This is a genomic window from Paracoccus litorisediminis (assembly GCF_009711205.1).
Taxonomy (GTDB): Bacteria; Pseudomonadota; Alphaproteobacteria; order Rhodobacterales; family Rhodobacteraceae; genus Paracoccus; species Paracoccus litorisediminis.
In genome coordinates, this window is sequence record NZ_WMIG01000013.1 from 38,217 (window position 1) to 52,639 (window position 14,423).

The window sequence follows — 14,423 nt, forward strand, 5'->3', positions numbered from 1 at the left end:
TCCGCGCGACACTAGATGCCTATCTAGGTAAAAAGGTATCAGACGAAACAAAGGCACCAACCGAAAGGCTGACCCACATGCAGACTGTTGAAGCAATGAACGATCAGAAGGTTATCGAAGCCCTTGCCATGCTCTCCGCCGCCGACAAGGCGCAGGGCGAGGCAGAAGTGAAGGCGGCGCCCGTCGCGGAGACGACCTTCGACGCGAACGCCCTCCTCGCGGAACTGTCGGCGATCGCCCTGCCGGCCGAGCCGGAAGAGGCGCCGGAGCCGATCCAGGTCGCCGAGACCTTCGAGATGCCCACCGCCAGCCTCGACAACCTCGACTCCGATGTGCTGGCCGCCATTGCCAGCGCGGAAGTGCGGGCCGAGGCCTATCAGTCGCAGGTGTCGGAGAGCGATACCGCGCTGGACGGCGCCGCCCTGCCGGTTGCCACCAAGGGCACCACCAAGAAGCCCCGCGCCGCCGCGACCGGCACCCGTGCGCCGCGCAAGGAGCGCGACGTGAGCGTGCTGCCGGATGAGACCTTCGTGCTCTATCCCGGCGCCGACCCGGCGCAGTCCAAGGCGACGGTGCTGGCCGAGAAGCCCGCGCAGATCAAGGTGGCTGAGAAGTGGGAGAACCTGCTGACCTCGCTCGCCGCGGGCGCGAAGCCGTCCTGCTACATCGTGACCACGATGCAGCTCCTGAACGTCAAGGGCACGATCACCTCGACGGATCTCGTCGCGGCGATGAAAGCCGAGGGCGCGGGTGACGGCACGGCGCGGAGCCAGGCCGGTCAGATGATGGCGCTCTTCCCGCTGATGGGTATCGGCCTGCGCACGGGCCAGACGCTGGCGCTGCGTCAGGACTCGGTGGTCGCCCAGAAGCTGAACCAGATCCTCGCGGCCTGAGCCGCGCGGCAATGCCCTGACGGGCTTCTCCTTGGGCGCGCGGTGCGCCCAGGGCTCTCCACAGGCGACGAAAAGGAACCGCCATGAAGAAAATGACTCTCTCGATCCTGACGGCGGCTCTTGCGCTCTCCGCCTGTGCCGCTCCGACGCTGGAAGAATACCGGCCTGTCACTGATACCACTGGTCCGAACGCCGCGCGCCTCGAATCCGATCTGGCGCAGTGCCGGGCGATCGCGACCCAGGCGGAGGCGGATTACAAGAAGCGCCAGAGTGACGAAATGGCTGGGCGTCTTGTCGCGGGCCTGATCGTCGGCGCGATCGCGGGTCAGGCAATCGGCGGAAACAGTTCCGCGACGGCCTACGGCGCGGCGGCCGGGGCCACCTCGGGCGTTGCCAGCACTGACACGGAGCTGGCGCATGGCGGCCCGCGTCGGATCATCGACCGCTGCCTCACGGAGCGCGGCCACACCGTCCTGTCGGACCTCGGCAAAGGCTAACTCGACCCGCCTGCCGGTCGCCCGGCAGGCGCCACCCCATACCAGGAGGGTCGCATGACCTTTTACGTCACCCACCTCAATATGGACGACGAGCCGGTCCTCGAGGAAGAGTTTGCCACCGAGGAGCTGGCGCAGGAGCGCTACCTCACGGCGCGGGCCAGCGAGGAATATCCTCGCTACACCGTCAATGCCGCCAAGGCCGACGCGACCTATCCGCTGCTCTGCCCCAGCTCCGACATCGAGGAGCCGGAGATCACGCTCGACGTGACGGTGCAGGAGCGCGACATGCTGATCGCCGCCCTGCGGCTCTGGCAGGAGCAGGATGAGGTGAGCGCTGAGCTGGTCGAGATCGCGGAGAATGGTCGCGGGCATGGCGGCATGTTGGCCGACTGGCGGATCGACGACCTGATCGAAAACACCCTGAACAAATAACCCGTCGGCGCGTCCCGCGCCGCTTCATCACGCCAGAAAGGGCACCACCATGTTTTTCACCGAGATCCGCAACACCGTTGCCCTTCTCAGCAATCGCGGCGCGCTCCAGGAGGTCAAGCTCTACGCCTATGACGGGCGGGTTCACGCAAAGATCGGATCGAGCTATCACGCGCTCCTGGCGACGGACTCCGTGCGCGGCACCAACCGGACCCTCGTCGAGGTCCGCGGCGATTTCGAGATCCGCAAGGGCCGGCTCTATTACGAGTTCGAGGGTGAGGCGGAGAGCAGGGTCGTGCAGATCCTGAAGGCCGCCTAAACGAGACCGGGCGGCGTCCTGTCCCTTGGACCGCCCCACTTGCCCGGCGCCTTACCCGCGCCGGGCCTTTTCATTCCGCGCGACACTAGATGCCTAGGCAGGCTATAACCTAGATAGGCAAAACGGCCAGAGCAAGAAAGGCACCACCCATGTTCTGCTACCAAACGTCGCGCATATCGGTGAACACGAGCCAACCCGACTTCACCTTCGATCCGCTCAAGTGTGACGCGGTGAAGTCCTACATGACGCATTACCAGAACCTCCTGACCCTGACCTTCTTCGCCGACAACGGCACCATTCCCGAGAAGGTGCAGGCGAAGCAGGAGTTGGAGATCTGCCGTCGCAAAATGGCCTATTGGCGGCGCCAGCCCCACTTCTGCCAAGACGCAGCGAACCGCCAAATCCAGTCCCTCAAGCGCCAAGGCGCATGACCAGCAATGCCCGGCCGTCACCCGGCGGCCGGCACCCAGACAGAGAAAGTTCCCGAATGAGCACCTACCAGACCCAAGCCGGCGACATTGCCATCATCATTTGCAAGGATGGCCGCATCGTCCTGACCACCAATGAGCAGTCCGAGACCGTTGAGGCGGCGGGCGGCATGACGAAGCGCATCGGCCAGCTCGCCCTCGGTCATGCCATGTCGGGCGACGAGCGCCGGGGCAAGGCCGGAGAGGTCGCCTCGATCTTCATCGCGCTGATCCAGAAACCGGCCCTGGTCGAGCGCGTCCATGTGATGATGGAAGAAATGGTCATGGCCGGTGAGGCCGCGCCCGTCGCTCCCGCTAGCCTGCACTGAGGTCGAGATGGACATCAACGACCTGCGGCTGGAGTTCGCGACCACCATCTTCTTCCGCGAATGCGCGCGGCAATATGTCCGCATGTATCCCGGCAAATATGCCGTGGGCGACATGCCGGTCCAGAGCCTCGCCAGCTACCCGCCCGCCCATCAGAAGGCCGTCATGGCGGCCATGAAGGCGGCACTGGGCGCGACCACGGGCCTCGACGAGCTATTCCAGCAGTTCGTCAAGGAGAAGGTGGCGATCGCCACCCTCAATGGACAGGCATTCCACCAGGCTCAACAGGGCTGAGAGCAGAGAAAGGACATTACATGGCAGACCTCCTGACCGCTGCGGCGCAGGGCAAGATCCTTGAAGGCGACAGTCTCGACGCCTACCGGCGCTGGGGCTGGAAGGCCGACCCGCATATGTCGATCGTCCAGCAGGCCGAGGATCGCGAGAGGTTCGCGGCCTTCCACAACGAGGGCATCGACCTCTTCCACAAATATGCTGGTCAGCTCCTGGGCGTCACGGATCGCGCGCAGGTCGAGCTGATCCGCGCCCAGATGCGGGGTGATCTCTCCTTCATCGAGCATTGGCAGGTGATCGAGCGGGTTGCGGTCGGCAGCGAATGGTGGCGCGGGGTGATGCGCTCGGAGGCCCGCCGCGCCGAGCGCGAGGGTGAAGAGCTTCTGGCTCGGATCGCAGCCGACAAGAAGGCGCAGGAGGAGCGCGACATTCAGGAGATGAAGGCCAATCCGGTCTTCGGGATGTTTTGAGATGGAGGTGAATGAGAAACGCTACCTTGCGCGCTGCAACACCGAGGCGGAGCGGCTGCTGACCCGATACGCGCTCGACCTGATTCTCCTCGACGCCCAGGTGATCTCCGGCGATGAGGCCAAGCAGGCGAAAGACAAGCTCCGGTCGAATTGGATGGCGCGCCAGGACTTTGCGGAGGGCGGCGACGAAATCCTGCGCCTGCTCGACGCTAACGGGGATCTCGTGGAATTGCAGCGCATCTTCGACATGGAGTTCGGCGAGGTGCGCTTTTGGATGCTTTCGCATATCCGCTCGGCCGTGCGCCGGGCACAGCGCGCCCAGAACCTCGCAGAGATGGAATCCAACCCTCTATTCGGGATGTTCTGATGGCGATCCCCAGCGGCCCTACTTTGGATCAGATGAAGTGGATCTTGGATATGGCGGGCGACCAAGATCCCGGCATGGCCAAATACCTCACTGACTTCATCACCCAAAATAATCTCAGGCATCGGACCAAGAATGTTCCGCCGCCATACGAGATGCTCGTCGCCATCGAGCGCGATTTTCATAAGATCCTCGATGACGACCGGCACCGCCATTGGGATGCGCTCTCCGGCATGTTCTCCAAGGCCATCTTCGGCGAGTTCGAGGCGCAGCGTGAATATCTGGGTGCAGGGCCGAGCCGCGAGAATTACGAGTGGCTCGAGCAGGAGAGAGAGCACCTGGAGAAGGGCATCGAGTCCTTGAAAACCGCGGTCGGGGAGGAGCGCGCAAAGGTCATGGATCTCGAGGAGGGCAATGAGAAGCTCCGCAAAGAGATCGCCGCGCTCAAACAGGAGATCGAGAACCTCAAGACCGAGGCGGAACTCCGCTCATTGCCCACATTTGGCATGTTTTAGGCCCGCGCTATCTAGTAAGCACTTACGATAGGAAAATACGGAAGATGCTGATTATGAGACCCCTCGAAATCGTGCTGTCCCTGTTTCTGACCAGTGGAGTCGATCCAGCGCAGTATACCCCGGCAGACGCGCTCTGCCTCACCCGCGTCGTCTACCATGAGGCGCGCGGAGAGTCCCTCAAAGGCCAGAAGGCCGTCGCTCATGTCGTCCTGAACCGCGCCGAGGATGACCGCTATCCCGATGATGTGTGCGCGGTGACAAAGCAGCCCGCGCAGTTCGCGCCCCAGGTGCGCCGCAAGCCCGGCAGGGTCGACGAGCCGGAGGCCTTCAAGCGGGCGGCCAAGGCGGCGCTCGGCGCAATGGCGGGCGAGACCGACCCGACGCATGGCGCCACCCACTTCTATGCGCCCAAGGGCGGCACCCGGCCCGGCTGGGCCAGAAAGATGCGCGTGGCGGCGGTGGTGGGCGGCCACAAGTTCCTCAAGGGGCGTCGGTGATGAGCGTCCTTCTTCATGCTCGCATGGATGCACATTGGAAGGCGGTCGGCGCCATCTCCTGCGGTGGCAACCATATCGCCATCGTCCATCGCCAGGGCGTCGAACCTCGCAACCTGATGCCGGATTTCCGCCTGCTTGTGATCCGCCCTGGCGAGGAGCGCTGGCACCTGACCGCGCCCATGACCAGAGCGCTTGCCAATGATCTCCTGAAGGAAGCGCGGCGATGCCTGGAGACCACGGGCGTCCTGCGTCCGTTCTACAAGCGCAGCCTCGTTCATGCCAGGGAGACGACGCCCGCGCGCTTCGAGGAGCACCGGCGTGTTCAACGCAAGCGGATCGAGGATGAAGAAACGCGGCGCGTCCTGGCCTCCAATCCGCTGTTCGGGATCTTCTAGTAAGCGATGACTATCCGCGCGACTGGTTCGCGGTCGCGCGGTAGAATGAAGGCACACAACAGAGAAAGGCACCACATGGCAGGAATTGCTTCACCTGTTCAGGAGATCAGCCGCATGTTCTTCCGCGGCGACCGCGCGAACCGCGCCATCCAGATCAAGCAGGTCGTCAAGCTGAAGGACGAGATGGGCTGGCTGATGGAAGACCATAAGGGTCAGATCCACGGCGCCGGCTCCATCGAGAAGCGGCTGACCGCGAATTGCTACATTGTGAACGTCGCCGCCGAGGCGGGCAGCGCCTGGGGCAATATCCTCGAGGGCCTGGTCGCGCTCAAGAAGATCTCGAAGGAGCACCTCGAGGAGCATCGCAAGGTGATGGGCAAGCACCAGAAGGACCGCGAACGCCGCAATGACCTCAAATATGCCGAGGATCTCTGCGCCAAGCACGGCTGGAAGCTCGATACCGGGGCGCCCGCGCCGGCGGTCGACGAGGAGGCTCTGGCATGACCGACCGTCCCGACCTGATCGAAAACCTGTCGCCCGAGCAGCGCGAGACGGCTGCACGGATCGCGGAGCTGAACGATACCTTCCGGCTGTCCCTGATCGGCAAGGCCGAGAAGCCTCCGCATTGTGACGCGCGCATCATGGGCGACCTGAGCGGCGAGATGCTGAGCCTGGACCCGAATGAGCGGATGCAGCGCCAGATCGACCTGATGGGCCGCATCGCCACGTTCGGCCCGTTCGTCGAGGGCAATGATCCGAACGGCGAGCGCGATTTCGGCTCCTTCGTGATGGAGGGCGCCGATGATCGGATCATGTGGAAGATCGACTATTACGATCTTGAGCAGGAGATGCACTCGCCCGATCCGACCGATCCCGCCGTCACCCACCGCGTCCTCACCATCTTCTACAGCCGGGATTACTGACATGCCCAATGACCAACCCATCGCCTATACCGCCGAGGGCCGCCCGCTCTTCGACAACACCCCCACCGTGGTCTGTGTGATCGTCGAGGACGCGAAGGGCCGGGTGCTGGCCGTGCGCCGCGCCAATGAGCCGGGCAGGGGCCTGCTCGGGCTGCCCGGCGGCTATCACATGCGCGGCGAGAGCTGGCAGGAGGCCGGCGCCCGCGAGGTGAAGGAGGAGACGGGCGTCGAGCTGCTCGCGGACGAGATTTGCCTGACCAACCTCGTGACGGACGAATACGGCAACAATCTCGTCATTGCCCGGTATCGCGGTCTGGTGCGGGGCGAGGATGCGCGGCCCGTCGACGGCGAGGCATCCGAAATCGTCTGGATCAGCTACGCGAACCTGCGTCCCGAAGAATGGGCCTTTCCGCGCCATCTGCGCGCGGTGATGGATTATCTGACGATCCACGCGATCCACCCGCGCTGACCGGCCCTACCCCTCGACCTCCAAGGCCAGCCCCACGGCTGGCCTTTTTCGTTTCCTCTACTAAGTGGTGACTATCCACGCGACCGGCTCGCTGCCGCAGGCTATAACTGACCTATCGAAAGCGAACAGACTGCAAGAGAGGCACCACATGAACACCACGCAGATCAGATCCTTCGGCCGCGTCGAGCACGGCATCGTCTCCGCCAAGGTTCTCGCCGCGCTCAAGACCCTCGAGTCCGAGCTGGGCGTCAAGTTCGACACCGCGGGCGGCATGGTCGGCCAGGGCGGCGGGCACATCAAGCTGACGGTCGATGTGCAGGATAATGGCACCGGCCTGAGTGGGGCCGAGAGCGAGTTCCGCGCCTATTGCATCACCTACGGGCTGAAGCCGGAATGGTTCGGCCAGACCTTCTGGTCGCAGGGTGTCCAATATCGCGTCACGGGTCTCAAGATCAGCCGACCGAAGTTCCCGATCGAGGCAGTGCGCGTCAAGGATGGCGCCGCGTTCAAGTTCGGCGCCTCCACCGTTCGCCGTGCCATCGAAGGAGGTGCTGTCTGATGCAGGTGATGGAGCACATCTCGGCCACGGAGCGGCGGATCATCCGCCGCGTCCTGACCAACATCTCGGACCTGCTGACAAAGCATCCGGGCCTGACCGTGAATGTTCACGATGAGGCGGAGATGGTCTATTCCGGCCCCTTCGACCGCAAGAAGATCGAGGAGGAGATCGGCCATACCGGAATGACCACGATCACCGTGAAAGTTCCCGCGACGCAACATCCCGTCGTCCGCGCCACCGTGCTTTTCATCCACGGCAACGAAGAGGACGTGCTGTCCGACAGCGGCTGCTCGGAGGGTGGCGAATGGCTGGAGCAGGCGATGTGCGTGGGAGAGCCTGAATGAGCAGGAAACGATCGAAACCGGACCTCGTGGCGGCAGCCGCCACGGGCGACATGGGCGCCGCGATCAGTGGGGAGGCTGGAGCGGCGTTCAAGCCGACCCATCTCACTCTCAGCGGTGATCCGGTCGAGGTGTTCGACGGCGACCCCGACAAGAAGGGCGACTGCGTTATGATGCGCCTCGAGGATGGCCGCGAGTTCCAATACCTGCGCGACGATCTGCGCCGGATCGGTGACGAGAAACCCGAGTGGAAGCAGACGCACATCTTCCACAACGTCGATCATCTTTCCTCTCCTTGGGCGCGGGAACTCGACGGCAAACCCGTTATGCTTCTCCAGAAAGAGCACCCTGACAGGTGGCGCGTCCAGTATCTGCTAGGGCGTTCGCGCATGGGTATTCTGGTCTGCCCCAAGTGTCTGACGCCCATCGAACCCGAGAAGCCCGAATGGAAACCGACGCATACTTATGCCGGCCCGCATACCGGCCCCAACCCGATCGTCGAGATTGAGATGCTGGGGCGTGCCCACGATCCTCATTATGCGCACGTTCGCTGGAAAGACGGCACCGAGGGTAAGCTGAACATCGACCTGCTACACCCCATTGTGGCCGCGAATCCCGCGGCGCAGCCGACTAAAGCCGAGCCGAAGATCCGGCTTACGCTGGCTAGTAGCTTCGTCAGCCTCACGTCGCATCAGGAGACCTTGGAGCATGAGCTAGGCATCAGCCCGAAGATGTATCCTCCTGGCTGCGAACTCACGCTGATTCTGACCCCGGCAGCTTTCGGCCTTCTGGTCGCGGATAATCCGATCTTCCAGGCCTCTCCCAACCGGGTTCGGGTCTTGCACGCCGAATCCGCGACCAGCACATTCTTCGACCTGACCCGCAAAGGAGACGCGGCATGACCCTTTTCATCAAAGGCACTGACACCCGCATCGTCGGCACCCTGAGCGCCTATGAGGGCGTCGCCACGGCCTCCGGCCTGACCGAGCGCGGCACCATCCGCTGGACCGGCGAGTTCACGCTGCGCGACGGCGACGAAACGATCTTACGCAATGGCTCGCCCGTCTGGATCGACGACGAGGGCGCGGAGCATTTCGGCGTCTCGGTCGAGGACCGGCGCGAGGACGGCGCGGTGATCGCCCACCGCTCCCTCGAAGCCGATCTCGTGCGCCCCATCACCAAGGCGCTGCTGCACCATTGGAAGCTCCATGTGCAGCACAATCAGACCGAGCTGGGTGCAAAGCAGTGGGGCGAGGAGCTGCCCGCCAAGACGTGGCTCAGCTATCACGGCCTGATCCTGGCGGAGCGCGACCCCTATGTGAACGTGAAGTTCGAAGGCAGCCACCAGATCACCCAGCCCTATGACCCGCTCGAGGACAATATGGAGGACGCCAGCCGGTCGGGCGTTTGGGCGATCGTGGGCGACGACGTGGATGAGCTGTTGCGCGAAGCCTACGCCTGGGCCGCGGCGTCCTTCTGACGCTTGATCGCCCTCTCCAAATCTGGAACGAGAGGGCGATCAACTCTGAGGGGCATTATGAAGCGAATGATTGGGATCATGGCTCTGACCGCGCTGGTCGGGGCCTGCGCGGGCAGCGGCATCACCGGCGCCGGGACCGGCGAGGATGGCGCGCCAATGACGGCACGGATGACCGTCTTCAAACAGGGCGGGGTCAACACGATCACCATGACCTCCGCCAAGGGCGTCACCTGCACCGGAGACATCGACCTCGGGGCTTATCTGAAGTCCAAGCAGCCGAGCCGCGAGATTCCCATCACCTGCAACAATGGCGACAAGGGTGTCGGGATCTACACGAACTCGAACTACCAGCTCCAGTCCTTCACGCCCGGAAAGACCCAGCTCGCCTACCGCCTGGAGAGCGGAGCCAAAGGCACGATCTCGTTCTGACCGGAGACATTGCTGAGACCTCACAGGAGCGCCGTAGAGGCGCTCCTTCGCATTTCAGGTGTCAGCCTAGCGCGATACCCCACGACGAGTCCCTGCGGCCTTTCCCAGCGCCTTTCTGAGCCTATCCGTGCGACTGCCTGACCTCGGCGCGGTATAAACAGATACCGCAACCGAAAAAGGCACCACGCCATGAGCAGCTTTCTGACTTGGATTCTCATAATGACCATCGACACCGGATACGCCGGGGTGCCGATCACTGCGGAGTTCAACACGGTCGAGGCTTGTCAAGAAGCCGCCAAGGTGTCGAAACAGGAATGGCGTCATTTACGAGAGAGGCACGGCAGCCGAGCCCAAGCCGTTTGTGCCTACAAGGGTGATGAAGAATGACCCGCACTCCGCTCACCACCACCGCGCTGCGCCGGGAATACGTCGCCTGGGGGCCGAGCAACCGGAACTCGAACGATCTGCGCTTCGGTCAGTATCTGGAGGTAAACTACACCCACGTCCCGACCGGGTTCCTCTTCGCCGAGGACAAGGATGCGGTGTTCGCCGGGCTGCTGGAGCGGCTGCAGGAATACCAGAGGTAGCCCTCGCGCGCGCGAGGCTCGTTCCGATAACCCTCATTATGTCATGTGAGAGACCCAACAATCGCTGGGGTTTTTCTCTGCGAGAGTTCTGGCGAGCCCCGAAATCGACCGAAAATGGCCCAAAAACGGGCCTTTTCAAAACACCGATGTGCTCCTCGTAGCGCGTCTATATTGCGGATATATGCCATTGGAGGCAGCAAAACATGACCCTTGATCTACCCGTCCTGGACAGCTCGAACGACGACGGCTGGACCATCTACAACCTCCCGGAGCTGGCGGTGACGCGCCCGCCCTTCCGCGACCTTATTTACGTCGCCGCCGAGCTGGAGATCTGGGGTAGCGAGCCGAAGAAGCCGGAGGTGCTCCTCAAGCTCGACAGCCGCCGGGTCGACCTCACCCGCTGCATAACCAAGAGCACGGAGCGCGCGATCGACGCCCATCTCTCGAAGCTCGGTTTCCGCGTCCTGTCGGTCTCGCCGCGCGAGGATGGCGCCCAGAGCCGCGACTGCATCATTTTCAACGTGGAGATCGAATGATGACCCAGAGCCCGAAATACGAGATCCTGATCGGCTCGCTCGAAGCCGACGCCGACTTCCTGACCTGCGCGACGCTGCTTCCCGGCGACTATTCGACGCTCCGCTACATGCGCGTCTCCACCGATCTGGTGGAGACCGTGACGGCCCCAGGCACGACGATCGGAGCCTTCATGTCCTCGGTTCGCGAACGCATCGAGGCGGGCGAGGAAGTTCGCGGCGCGGAGCTGGTGAGGATCGGCGCATGACCAAGACCTACCCCTGCCACGGCTGCGGCAAGCAGTTCCCGGTCCATCTGCTGGACGCGAAACCCGGCCCCGGCCCAGTCACCCCTGAAAACGAAAACGACGACTTCAACTGGCTCGGATGCAAGACCTGCTATGGGCCAGGATGGGTCGAAGGAGTCCGAGAATGACCCTGACCCACCTACTGATCGAGACGGATCTCGAGAAGGCCAAAGACGGCCGCTGGGTGCTGCTGATCGAGCCGGATCTCGGCGCAAAATACGAGGATGGCGCGCAGTGGGATCAGGACCATGTGCCTCCGGCGGTCATGGCGAAATGGATCGACGACGATGGCATGAAGTTCTGGGCGCATCTGCAATGCGCGCACCAGGGCGAGGGCTTCTCGATCCACAGCGCCAAGGGTTTTGTCGAGCTGTCGGATCTGGGGCTCGACGAGGAAGAACCTGATGAGCCCTATATTGAGGTCGCCTCCGACGGCACGGCGGAGCTGGTTCACCCCGACGGTCAGCGCGAGCCCGCGCCGGATGGCTGGGAGAGCATGACCAACCTCAAGGCGGAGCGGCTGGCATGAGCAATACGGATTTCTTCACCGTGACGCCCTCAAACGAGCCCACCCAGGAGGAATTAGAACAGATACTGGCTGAAAACAGAAAGCGGGAGGTCGAAAGCGGATGCCCCTGGGTCGGTATCAAGGACGGCGACCCTCGCATCCACTACTACACGGACGCCGAGGCGCTCCAGCACATCAAGAAGAACTCTGGATAGGTGAGCAATGATCTCCGAAGATGATGTCATCCGCGCCTACCGGAACGCTCTGCGTTGCAGGGCGCGCCGCATTCGGATCGAAGACGCGAGGGGCGAGGAGACAGCCGCTCAGGCTGACGAGCGGCTGGAGGCGGTTTGCTACCACGACACCCTCGAAATCCAATACCTCGCTCAAGGAGCCGTCTGATGATCGACCGCCTCGGCTGAACCCGCCCGACTCATATGCCTATCTAGGCTAAAACCTAGATAGGCAACGGCGCAAGGCAAGCAAGCGCCCCTATGAGAGGTGAAGAAATGAACTTCGAGCCCATGATGAAAATGATGAGCCTGTCGTCCATCGGGTTGATGATCTGGATCGCGGCCCAGACCTTTACGCCACCCAAGGAGGTGGTCGTTTACGTCGAAGTCCCGGCCCCGGTCGTCGTCACTCAGGTCATCCACGCGCCCATTAGCACCGCGCGCCCGGCGCCGCGTCCCGACAGTCTCTGCCTCGCCCTGAACATCTACCACGAGGCCCGCGGCGAGCCCTTGAAGGGCCAGGTCGCCGTCGGACAGGTGACGCTCAACCGGGCCGCCGTCGCATACAAGGGCGCAAGCAGCGTCTGCGACACGGTGTTCGCGCGGAAGCAGTTCTCATGGACGCATGAAGATCCACGGCAGCCGAGCGGCGCGGAGCTGCGCCCCAGCCTCGATCTCGCGCGGAAGATCCTCGCTGGCCGCTACATCGACCGGACTCACGGCGCGCTCCATTACTACAACCCGCACAAGGTCGATGCGTGGTGGGCCGACTCCTATGCTGAGGTCGCCGTGCTTGGGAACCATCGCTTCATGCGCTGATCCGCGCGACCTATTTGCCTACCTAGGCTATAACCTATCTAGGCACCAACCTAATCACGGAGAGAATATGAACATGCTGCAACTTGTCGGGGCCATCATGGTCGCATGGGTGATCTTTTCCATGATCGCCTCGATCTATAACGCCTCGGGCGTCGGCCGCGACGATAGCGATCCCGCCACAGGAACGCGCTCCGGTATGCGCGTCCACACCGACCATCTGACCGGAATCCAGTATCTGAGCGGGCCGAAAGGCGGGCTTATGATGCGCGTCGATACCGAGGGCCGGCCGATCCTTGCTAAGGAGGTCGGGTGAATGGGCATACGGATGAAGGTGGCCGTCGGATACGGCCTCGACCTGACCGGGTTGAACACCGAGTTCATCTCCGACTTCGCGAACATGGAGTGTGCGGATCTGTTCAGCGCCTTCGTCGCGGGCGCTCTAGCAAGCGCCGAGGAGCGCGACGACCTTCAAGACAAGATGTCCATCGGTTTCGCGATGGGCACGCCTCACCATCAGCCGGAAGAGCCGCCTCCGAGCGCGTTCTATCAGGTGACGGAATACGATCGGGAGTTCGCCTTCGCAGACAAGCTCCTGCTCTACCCGCTCGGATACAAGAAAAGCTGGTCGCGCTACGGGAACCACCTGGATGCCTTCATCCATGAGGCATACCAGAAGCCGGGCGAGTTCGATCTGGTATCCGAGTGGCGCGAGAAACCGGGCACGCTCTACCCATTCTCCGGCAGCCTGATGCGCGCCAACCCTGAGAAGCCGCTCGGCATCGAAACCTACTGGGTGCCCTGCTACATGGACCGCCCGGAGCACCGTGACGCGGCCCCTGCCCCGCCGATGCACCTCTGGCACATGATCCGCCACCTGGAGCTGACCAGGACGGATGCCGAGACCACGGCGGCCTTCCTGTCGCTGCGTCCCACCTTCATGCGGTGGTGGAGTTGATGGTAGCTCCGCGACGGTGCAGAGATTACCCGCAACAGATGCAAAGCAGCGGAGAGGGTCGAAATGGCCGGTAATGCGAGACTGTCAAAGCCTAGACAAGGCCCGCCCCGGCCCCGTCAGGTCAGGCTCTTGGAAAAGATCATAGCCGCGACAGCCCGCCATCAGGCCGCTGCGGAGGATCGAGAGGATCGGGAACGGCGCCGGATCGAGGAGCGTCTGGCGAAGAAGCGAGAGCGGGAGGAGCGCAAGAAGCAGGGTATCCGCGCCCAGAGCGAGGCGCGGGAGAATTCGCAGAAACGACGCGAGGATGCGCACAGGAGAATCACTGAGGAAATCGCGTCGGTGGTTGACGATGTAGGAATCAGGGCTGGCTTGCAGACGGTTGCGGATGAGGCAGCCAAGCGAGGCTTCACCACCGTCAGAGGGCAGGCATGGACCAGGCAAAACCTTCACCCTGTCTATCAAGCTGCGGTTCGCCTTCTCTCGGATCAAAAGCGCCTTGTCGCCCTTGTGCGTAAAGATCCTCAAGGGCTCTACATCAAGAATTTCGGCGCGGGTAAGGATTACCGACCGGGCGCTGATGGTGACGGAGGCTTGGAGCAGGGCGATAGCGTCCGAGTCTCCTACACTCCCGGCGAGGCCCTTCTGATCGTTCTTCCCGACGGTCGCGAGATCCACTGGCCCGTCGAAGATAGGTAGTCATGGTCGAGCCCGCTATCGGACCAACAAGACCAGCCACACAACGCCGCCCTGTAAGAGGCGGCGTTTTTCGTTTCCGCCACCAAACTTTCGTAACCCGTGCGACCTATCGGCCTATCTAGGCTAAAACCTAGATA

At 62.9% G+C, this 14,423-nt stretch carries 31 protein-coding genes; all 31 read left to right on the plus strand.

Going from position 1 to position 14,423, the window contains the following annotated elements; all coding sequences use genetic code 11:
• Positions 1-77 precede the first annotated feature (77 nt).
• The 31 genes from GL300_RS18125 (at position 78) to GL300_RS18275 (ending at position 14,286) form a co-directional block, all read left to right on the plus strand.
• Positions 78-893, plus strand: coding sequence for a hypothetical protein (locus tag GL300_RS18125; RefSeq protein ID WP_155041075.1), 816 nt, complete (start codon positions 78-80; stop codon positions 891-893).
• A gap of 83 nt (positions 894-976) precedes the next feature.
• Positions 977-1,390 carry a glycine zipper family protein gene (locus tag GL300_RS18130; RefSeq protein WP_155041076.1) on the plus strand — a complete coding sequence of 138 codons (414 nt, stop codon included), beginning with the start codon at positions 977-979 and terminating at the stop codon, positions 1,388-1,390.
• A 54-nt stretch (positions 1,391-1,444) separates the two neighbouring features.
• Positions 1,445-1,822 carry a hypothetical protein gene (locus tag GL300_RS18135; RefSeq protein WP_155041077.1) on the plus strand — a complete coding sequence of 126 codons (378 nt, stop codon included), beginning with the start codon at positions 1,445-1,447 and terminating at the stop codon, positions 1,820-1,822.
• A gap of 49 nt (positions 1,823-1,871) precedes the next feature.
• Complete coding sequence (locus tag GL300_RS18140) at positions 1,872-2,138, plus strand: hypothetical protein (protein ID WP_155041078.1); 267 nt, start codon at positions 1,872-1,874, stop codon at positions 2,136-2,138.
• A 149-nt stretch (positions 2,139-2,287) separates the two neighbouring features.
• Entirely contained in the window at positions 2,288-2,569 is a 282-nt protein-coding gene (locus tag GL300_RS18145) for a hypothetical protein (protein ID WP_155041079.1), read from the plus strand.
• A 56-nt stretch (positions 2,570-2,625) separates the two neighbouring features.
• Entirely contained in the window at positions 2,626-2,934 is a 309-nt protein-coding gene (locus tag GL300_RS18150) for a hypothetical protein (protein ID WP_155041080.1), read from the plus strand.
• 7 nt (positions 2,935-2,941) lie between these two features.
• On the plus strand, positions 2,942-3,226 hold the full coding sequence (locus GL300_RS18155) for a hypothetical protein (protein WP_155041081.1): 285 nt from the start codon (positions 2,942-2,944) through the stop codon (positions 3,224-3,226).
• A 20-nt stretch (positions 3,227-3,246) separates the two neighbouring features.
• Positions 3,247-3,693 carry a hypothetical protein gene (locus GL300_RS18160; RefSeq protein WP_155041082.1) on the plus strand — a complete coding sequence of 149 codons (447 nt, stop codon included), beginning with the start codon at positions 3,247-3,249 and terminating at the stop codon, positions 3,691-3,693.
• Position 3,694: 1 nt separating this feature from the next.
• Positions 3,695-4,060, plus strand: coding sequence for a hypothetical protein (locus GL300_RS18165; RefSeq protein WP_155041083.1), 366 nt, complete (start codon positions 3,695-3,697; stop codon positions 4,058-4,060).
• Positions 4,060-4,572 (plus strand): hypothetical protein, encoded by a 513-nt coding sequence (locus tag GL300_RS18170; RefSeq protein WP_155041084.1) that lies wholly within the window; start codon positions 4,060-4,062, stop codon positions 4,570-4,572. Before GL300_RS18165 ends, GL300_RS18170 begins: the two co-directional genes overlap by 1 nt.
• A 53-nt stretch (positions 4,573-4,625) precedes the next feature.
• Positions 4,626-5,069, plus strand: coding sequence for a cell wall hydrolase (locus tag GL300_RS18175; protein ID WP_170297715.1), 444 nt, complete (start codon positions 4,626-4,628; stop codon positions 5,067-5,069).
• On the plus strand, positions 5,069-5,464 hold the full coding sequence (locus GL300_RS18180) for a hypothetical protein (RefSeq protein WP_155041086.1): 396 nt from the start codon (positions 5,069-5,071) through the stop codon (positions 5,462-5,464). Before GL300_RS18175 ends, GL300_RS18180 begins: the two co-directional genes overlap by 1 nt.
• Before the next feature lie 114 nt (positions 5,465-5,578).
• Complete coding sequence (locus GL300_RS18185; RefSeq protein ID WP_155041087.1) at positions 5,579-5,968, plus strand: hypothetical protein; 390 nt, start codon at positions 5,579-5,581, stop codon at positions 5,966-5,968.
• Positions 5,965-6,387: a DUF3768 domain-containing protein gene (locus tag GL300_RS18190; protein WP_155041088.1), complete on the plus strand. Its 423-nt coding sequence runs from the start codon at positions 5,965-5,967 to the stop codon at positions 6,385-6,387. Before GL300_RS18185 ends, GL300_RS18190 begins: the two co-directional genes overlap by 4 nt.
• A gap of 1 nt (position 6,388) precedes the next feature.
• Positions 6,389-6,856, plus strand: coding sequence for an NUDIX domain-containing protein (locus GL300_RS18195; protein WP_170297716.1), 468 nt, complete (start codon positions 6,389-6,391; stop codon positions 6,854-6,856).
• Positions 6,857-7,004: 148 nt separating this feature from the next.
• Positions 7,005-7,415, plus strand: coding sequence for a hypothetical protein (locus tag GL300_RS18200; RefSeq protein WP_155041090.1), 411 nt, complete (start codon positions 7,005-7,007; stop codon positions 7,413-7,415).
• Positions 7,415-7,759 carry a hypothetical protein gene (locus tag GL300_RS18205; protein WP_155041091.1) on the plus strand — a complete coding sequence of 115 codons (345 nt, stop codon included), beginning with the start codon at positions 7,415-7,417 and terminating at the stop codon, positions 7,757-7,759. The genes GL300_RS18200 and GL300_RS18205 overlap by 1 nt, the downstream gene beginning before the upstream one ends.
• Positions 7,756-8,658 carry a hypothetical protein gene (locus GL300_RS18210; RefSeq protein WP_155041092.1) on the plus strand — a complete coding sequence of 301 codons (903 nt, stop codon included), beginning with the start codon at positions 7,756-7,758 and terminating at the stop codon, positions 8,656-8,658. The genes GL300_RS18205 and GL300_RS18210 overlap by 4 nt, the downstream gene beginning before the upstream one ends.
• Positions 8,655-9,236 (plus strand): hypothetical protein, encoded by a 582-nt coding sequence (locus tag GL300_RS18215; RefSeq protein ID WP_155041093.1) that lies wholly within the window; start codon positions 8,655-8,657, stop codon positions 9,234-9,236. Before GL300_RS18210 ends, GL300_RS18215 begins: the two co-directional genes overlap by 4 nt.
• A 78-nt stretch (positions 9,237-9,314) precedes the next feature.
• The gene (locus tag GL300_RS18220) at positions 9,315-9,665 is read left to right on the plus strand and encodes a hypothetical protein (protein WP_155041094.1); all 351 of its coding nucleotides are present in this window, start codon (positions 9,315-9,317) and stop codon (positions 9,663-9,665) included.
• A 189-nt stretch (positions 9,666-9,854) separates the two neighbouring features.
• Entirely contained in the window at positions 9,855-10,052 is a 198-nt protein-coding gene (locus GL300_RS18225) for a hypothetical protein (protein WP_155041095.1), read from the plus strand.
• Positions 10,049-10,252, plus strand: coding sequence for a hypothetical protein (locus tag GL300_RS18230; protein WP_155041096.1), 204 nt, complete (start codon positions 10,049-10,051; stop codon positions 10,250-10,252). The genes GL300_RS18225 and GL300_RS18230 overlap by 4 nt, the downstream gene beginning before the upstream one ends.
• A 203-nt stretch (positions 10,253-10,455) precedes the next feature.
• Positions 10,456-10,788, plus strand: coding sequence for a hypothetical protein (locus tag GL300_RS18235; RefSeq protein ID WP_155041097.1), 333 nt, complete (start codon positions 10,456-10,458; stop codon positions 10,786-10,788).
• The gene (locus tag GL300_RS18240; RefSeq protein WP_155041098.1) at positions 10,785-11,033 is read left to right on the plus strand and encodes a hypothetical protein; all 249 of its coding nucleotides are present in this window, start codon (positions 10,785-10,787) and stop codon (positions 11,031-11,033) included. Before GL300_RS18235 ends, GL300_RS18240 begins: the two co-directional genes overlap by 4 nt.
• Positions 11,030-11,200 carry a hypothetical protein gene (locus GL300_RS18245; RefSeq protein ID WP_155041099.1) on the plus strand — a complete coding sequence of 57 codons (171 nt, stop codon included), beginning with the start codon at positions 11,030-11,032 and terminating at the stop codon, positions 11,198-11,200. Before GL300_RS18240 ends, GL300_RS18245 begins: the two co-directional genes overlap by 4 nt.
• Positions 11,197-11,601, plus strand: coding sequence for a hypothetical protein (locus GL300_RS18250; protein ID WP_155041100.1), 405 nt, complete (start codon positions 11,197-11,199; stop codon positions 11,599-11,601). Before GL300_RS18245 ends, GL300_RS18250 begins: the two co-directional genes overlap by 4 nt.
• Entirely contained in the window at positions 11,598-11,795 is a 198-nt protein-coding gene (locus tag GL300_RS18255) for a hypothetical protein (protein WP_155041101.1), read from the plus strand. The genes GL300_RS18250 and GL300_RS18255 overlap by 4 nt, the downstream gene beginning before the upstream one ends.
• A gap of 294 nt (positions 11,796-12,089) precedes the next feature.
• The gene (locus GL300_RS18260; RefSeq protein WP_211595190.1) at positions 12,090-12,632 is read left to right on the plus strand and encodes a cell wall hydrolase; all 543 of its coding nucleotides are present in this window, start codon (positions 12,090-12,092) and stop codon (positions 12,630-12,632) included.
• A gap of 67 nt (positions 12,633-12,699) precedes the next feature.
• Positions 12,700-12,945 carry a hypothetical protein gene (locus tag GL300_RS18265; RefSeq protein ID WP_155041103.1) on the plus strand — a complete coding sequence of 82 codons (246 nt, stop codon included), beginning with the start codon at positions 12,700-12,702 and terminating at the stop codon, positions 12,943-12,945.
• A complete protein-coding gene (locus tag GL300_RS18270; protein ID WP_155041104.1) occupies positions 12,946-13,587 on the plus strand; it encodes a hypothetical protein in 642 nt (213 codons plus the stop codon). It abuts the gene before it with no gap.
• A gap of 129 nt (positions 13,588-13,716) precedes the next feature.
• Positions 13,717-14,286 carry a hypothetical protein gene (locus tag GL300_RS18275; protein ID WP_155041105.1) on the plus strand — a complete coding sequence of 190 codons (570 nt, stop codon included), beginning with the start codon at positions 13,717-13,719 and terminating at the stop codon, positions 14,284-14,286.
• Positions 14,287-14,423 lie beyond the last annotated feature (137 nt).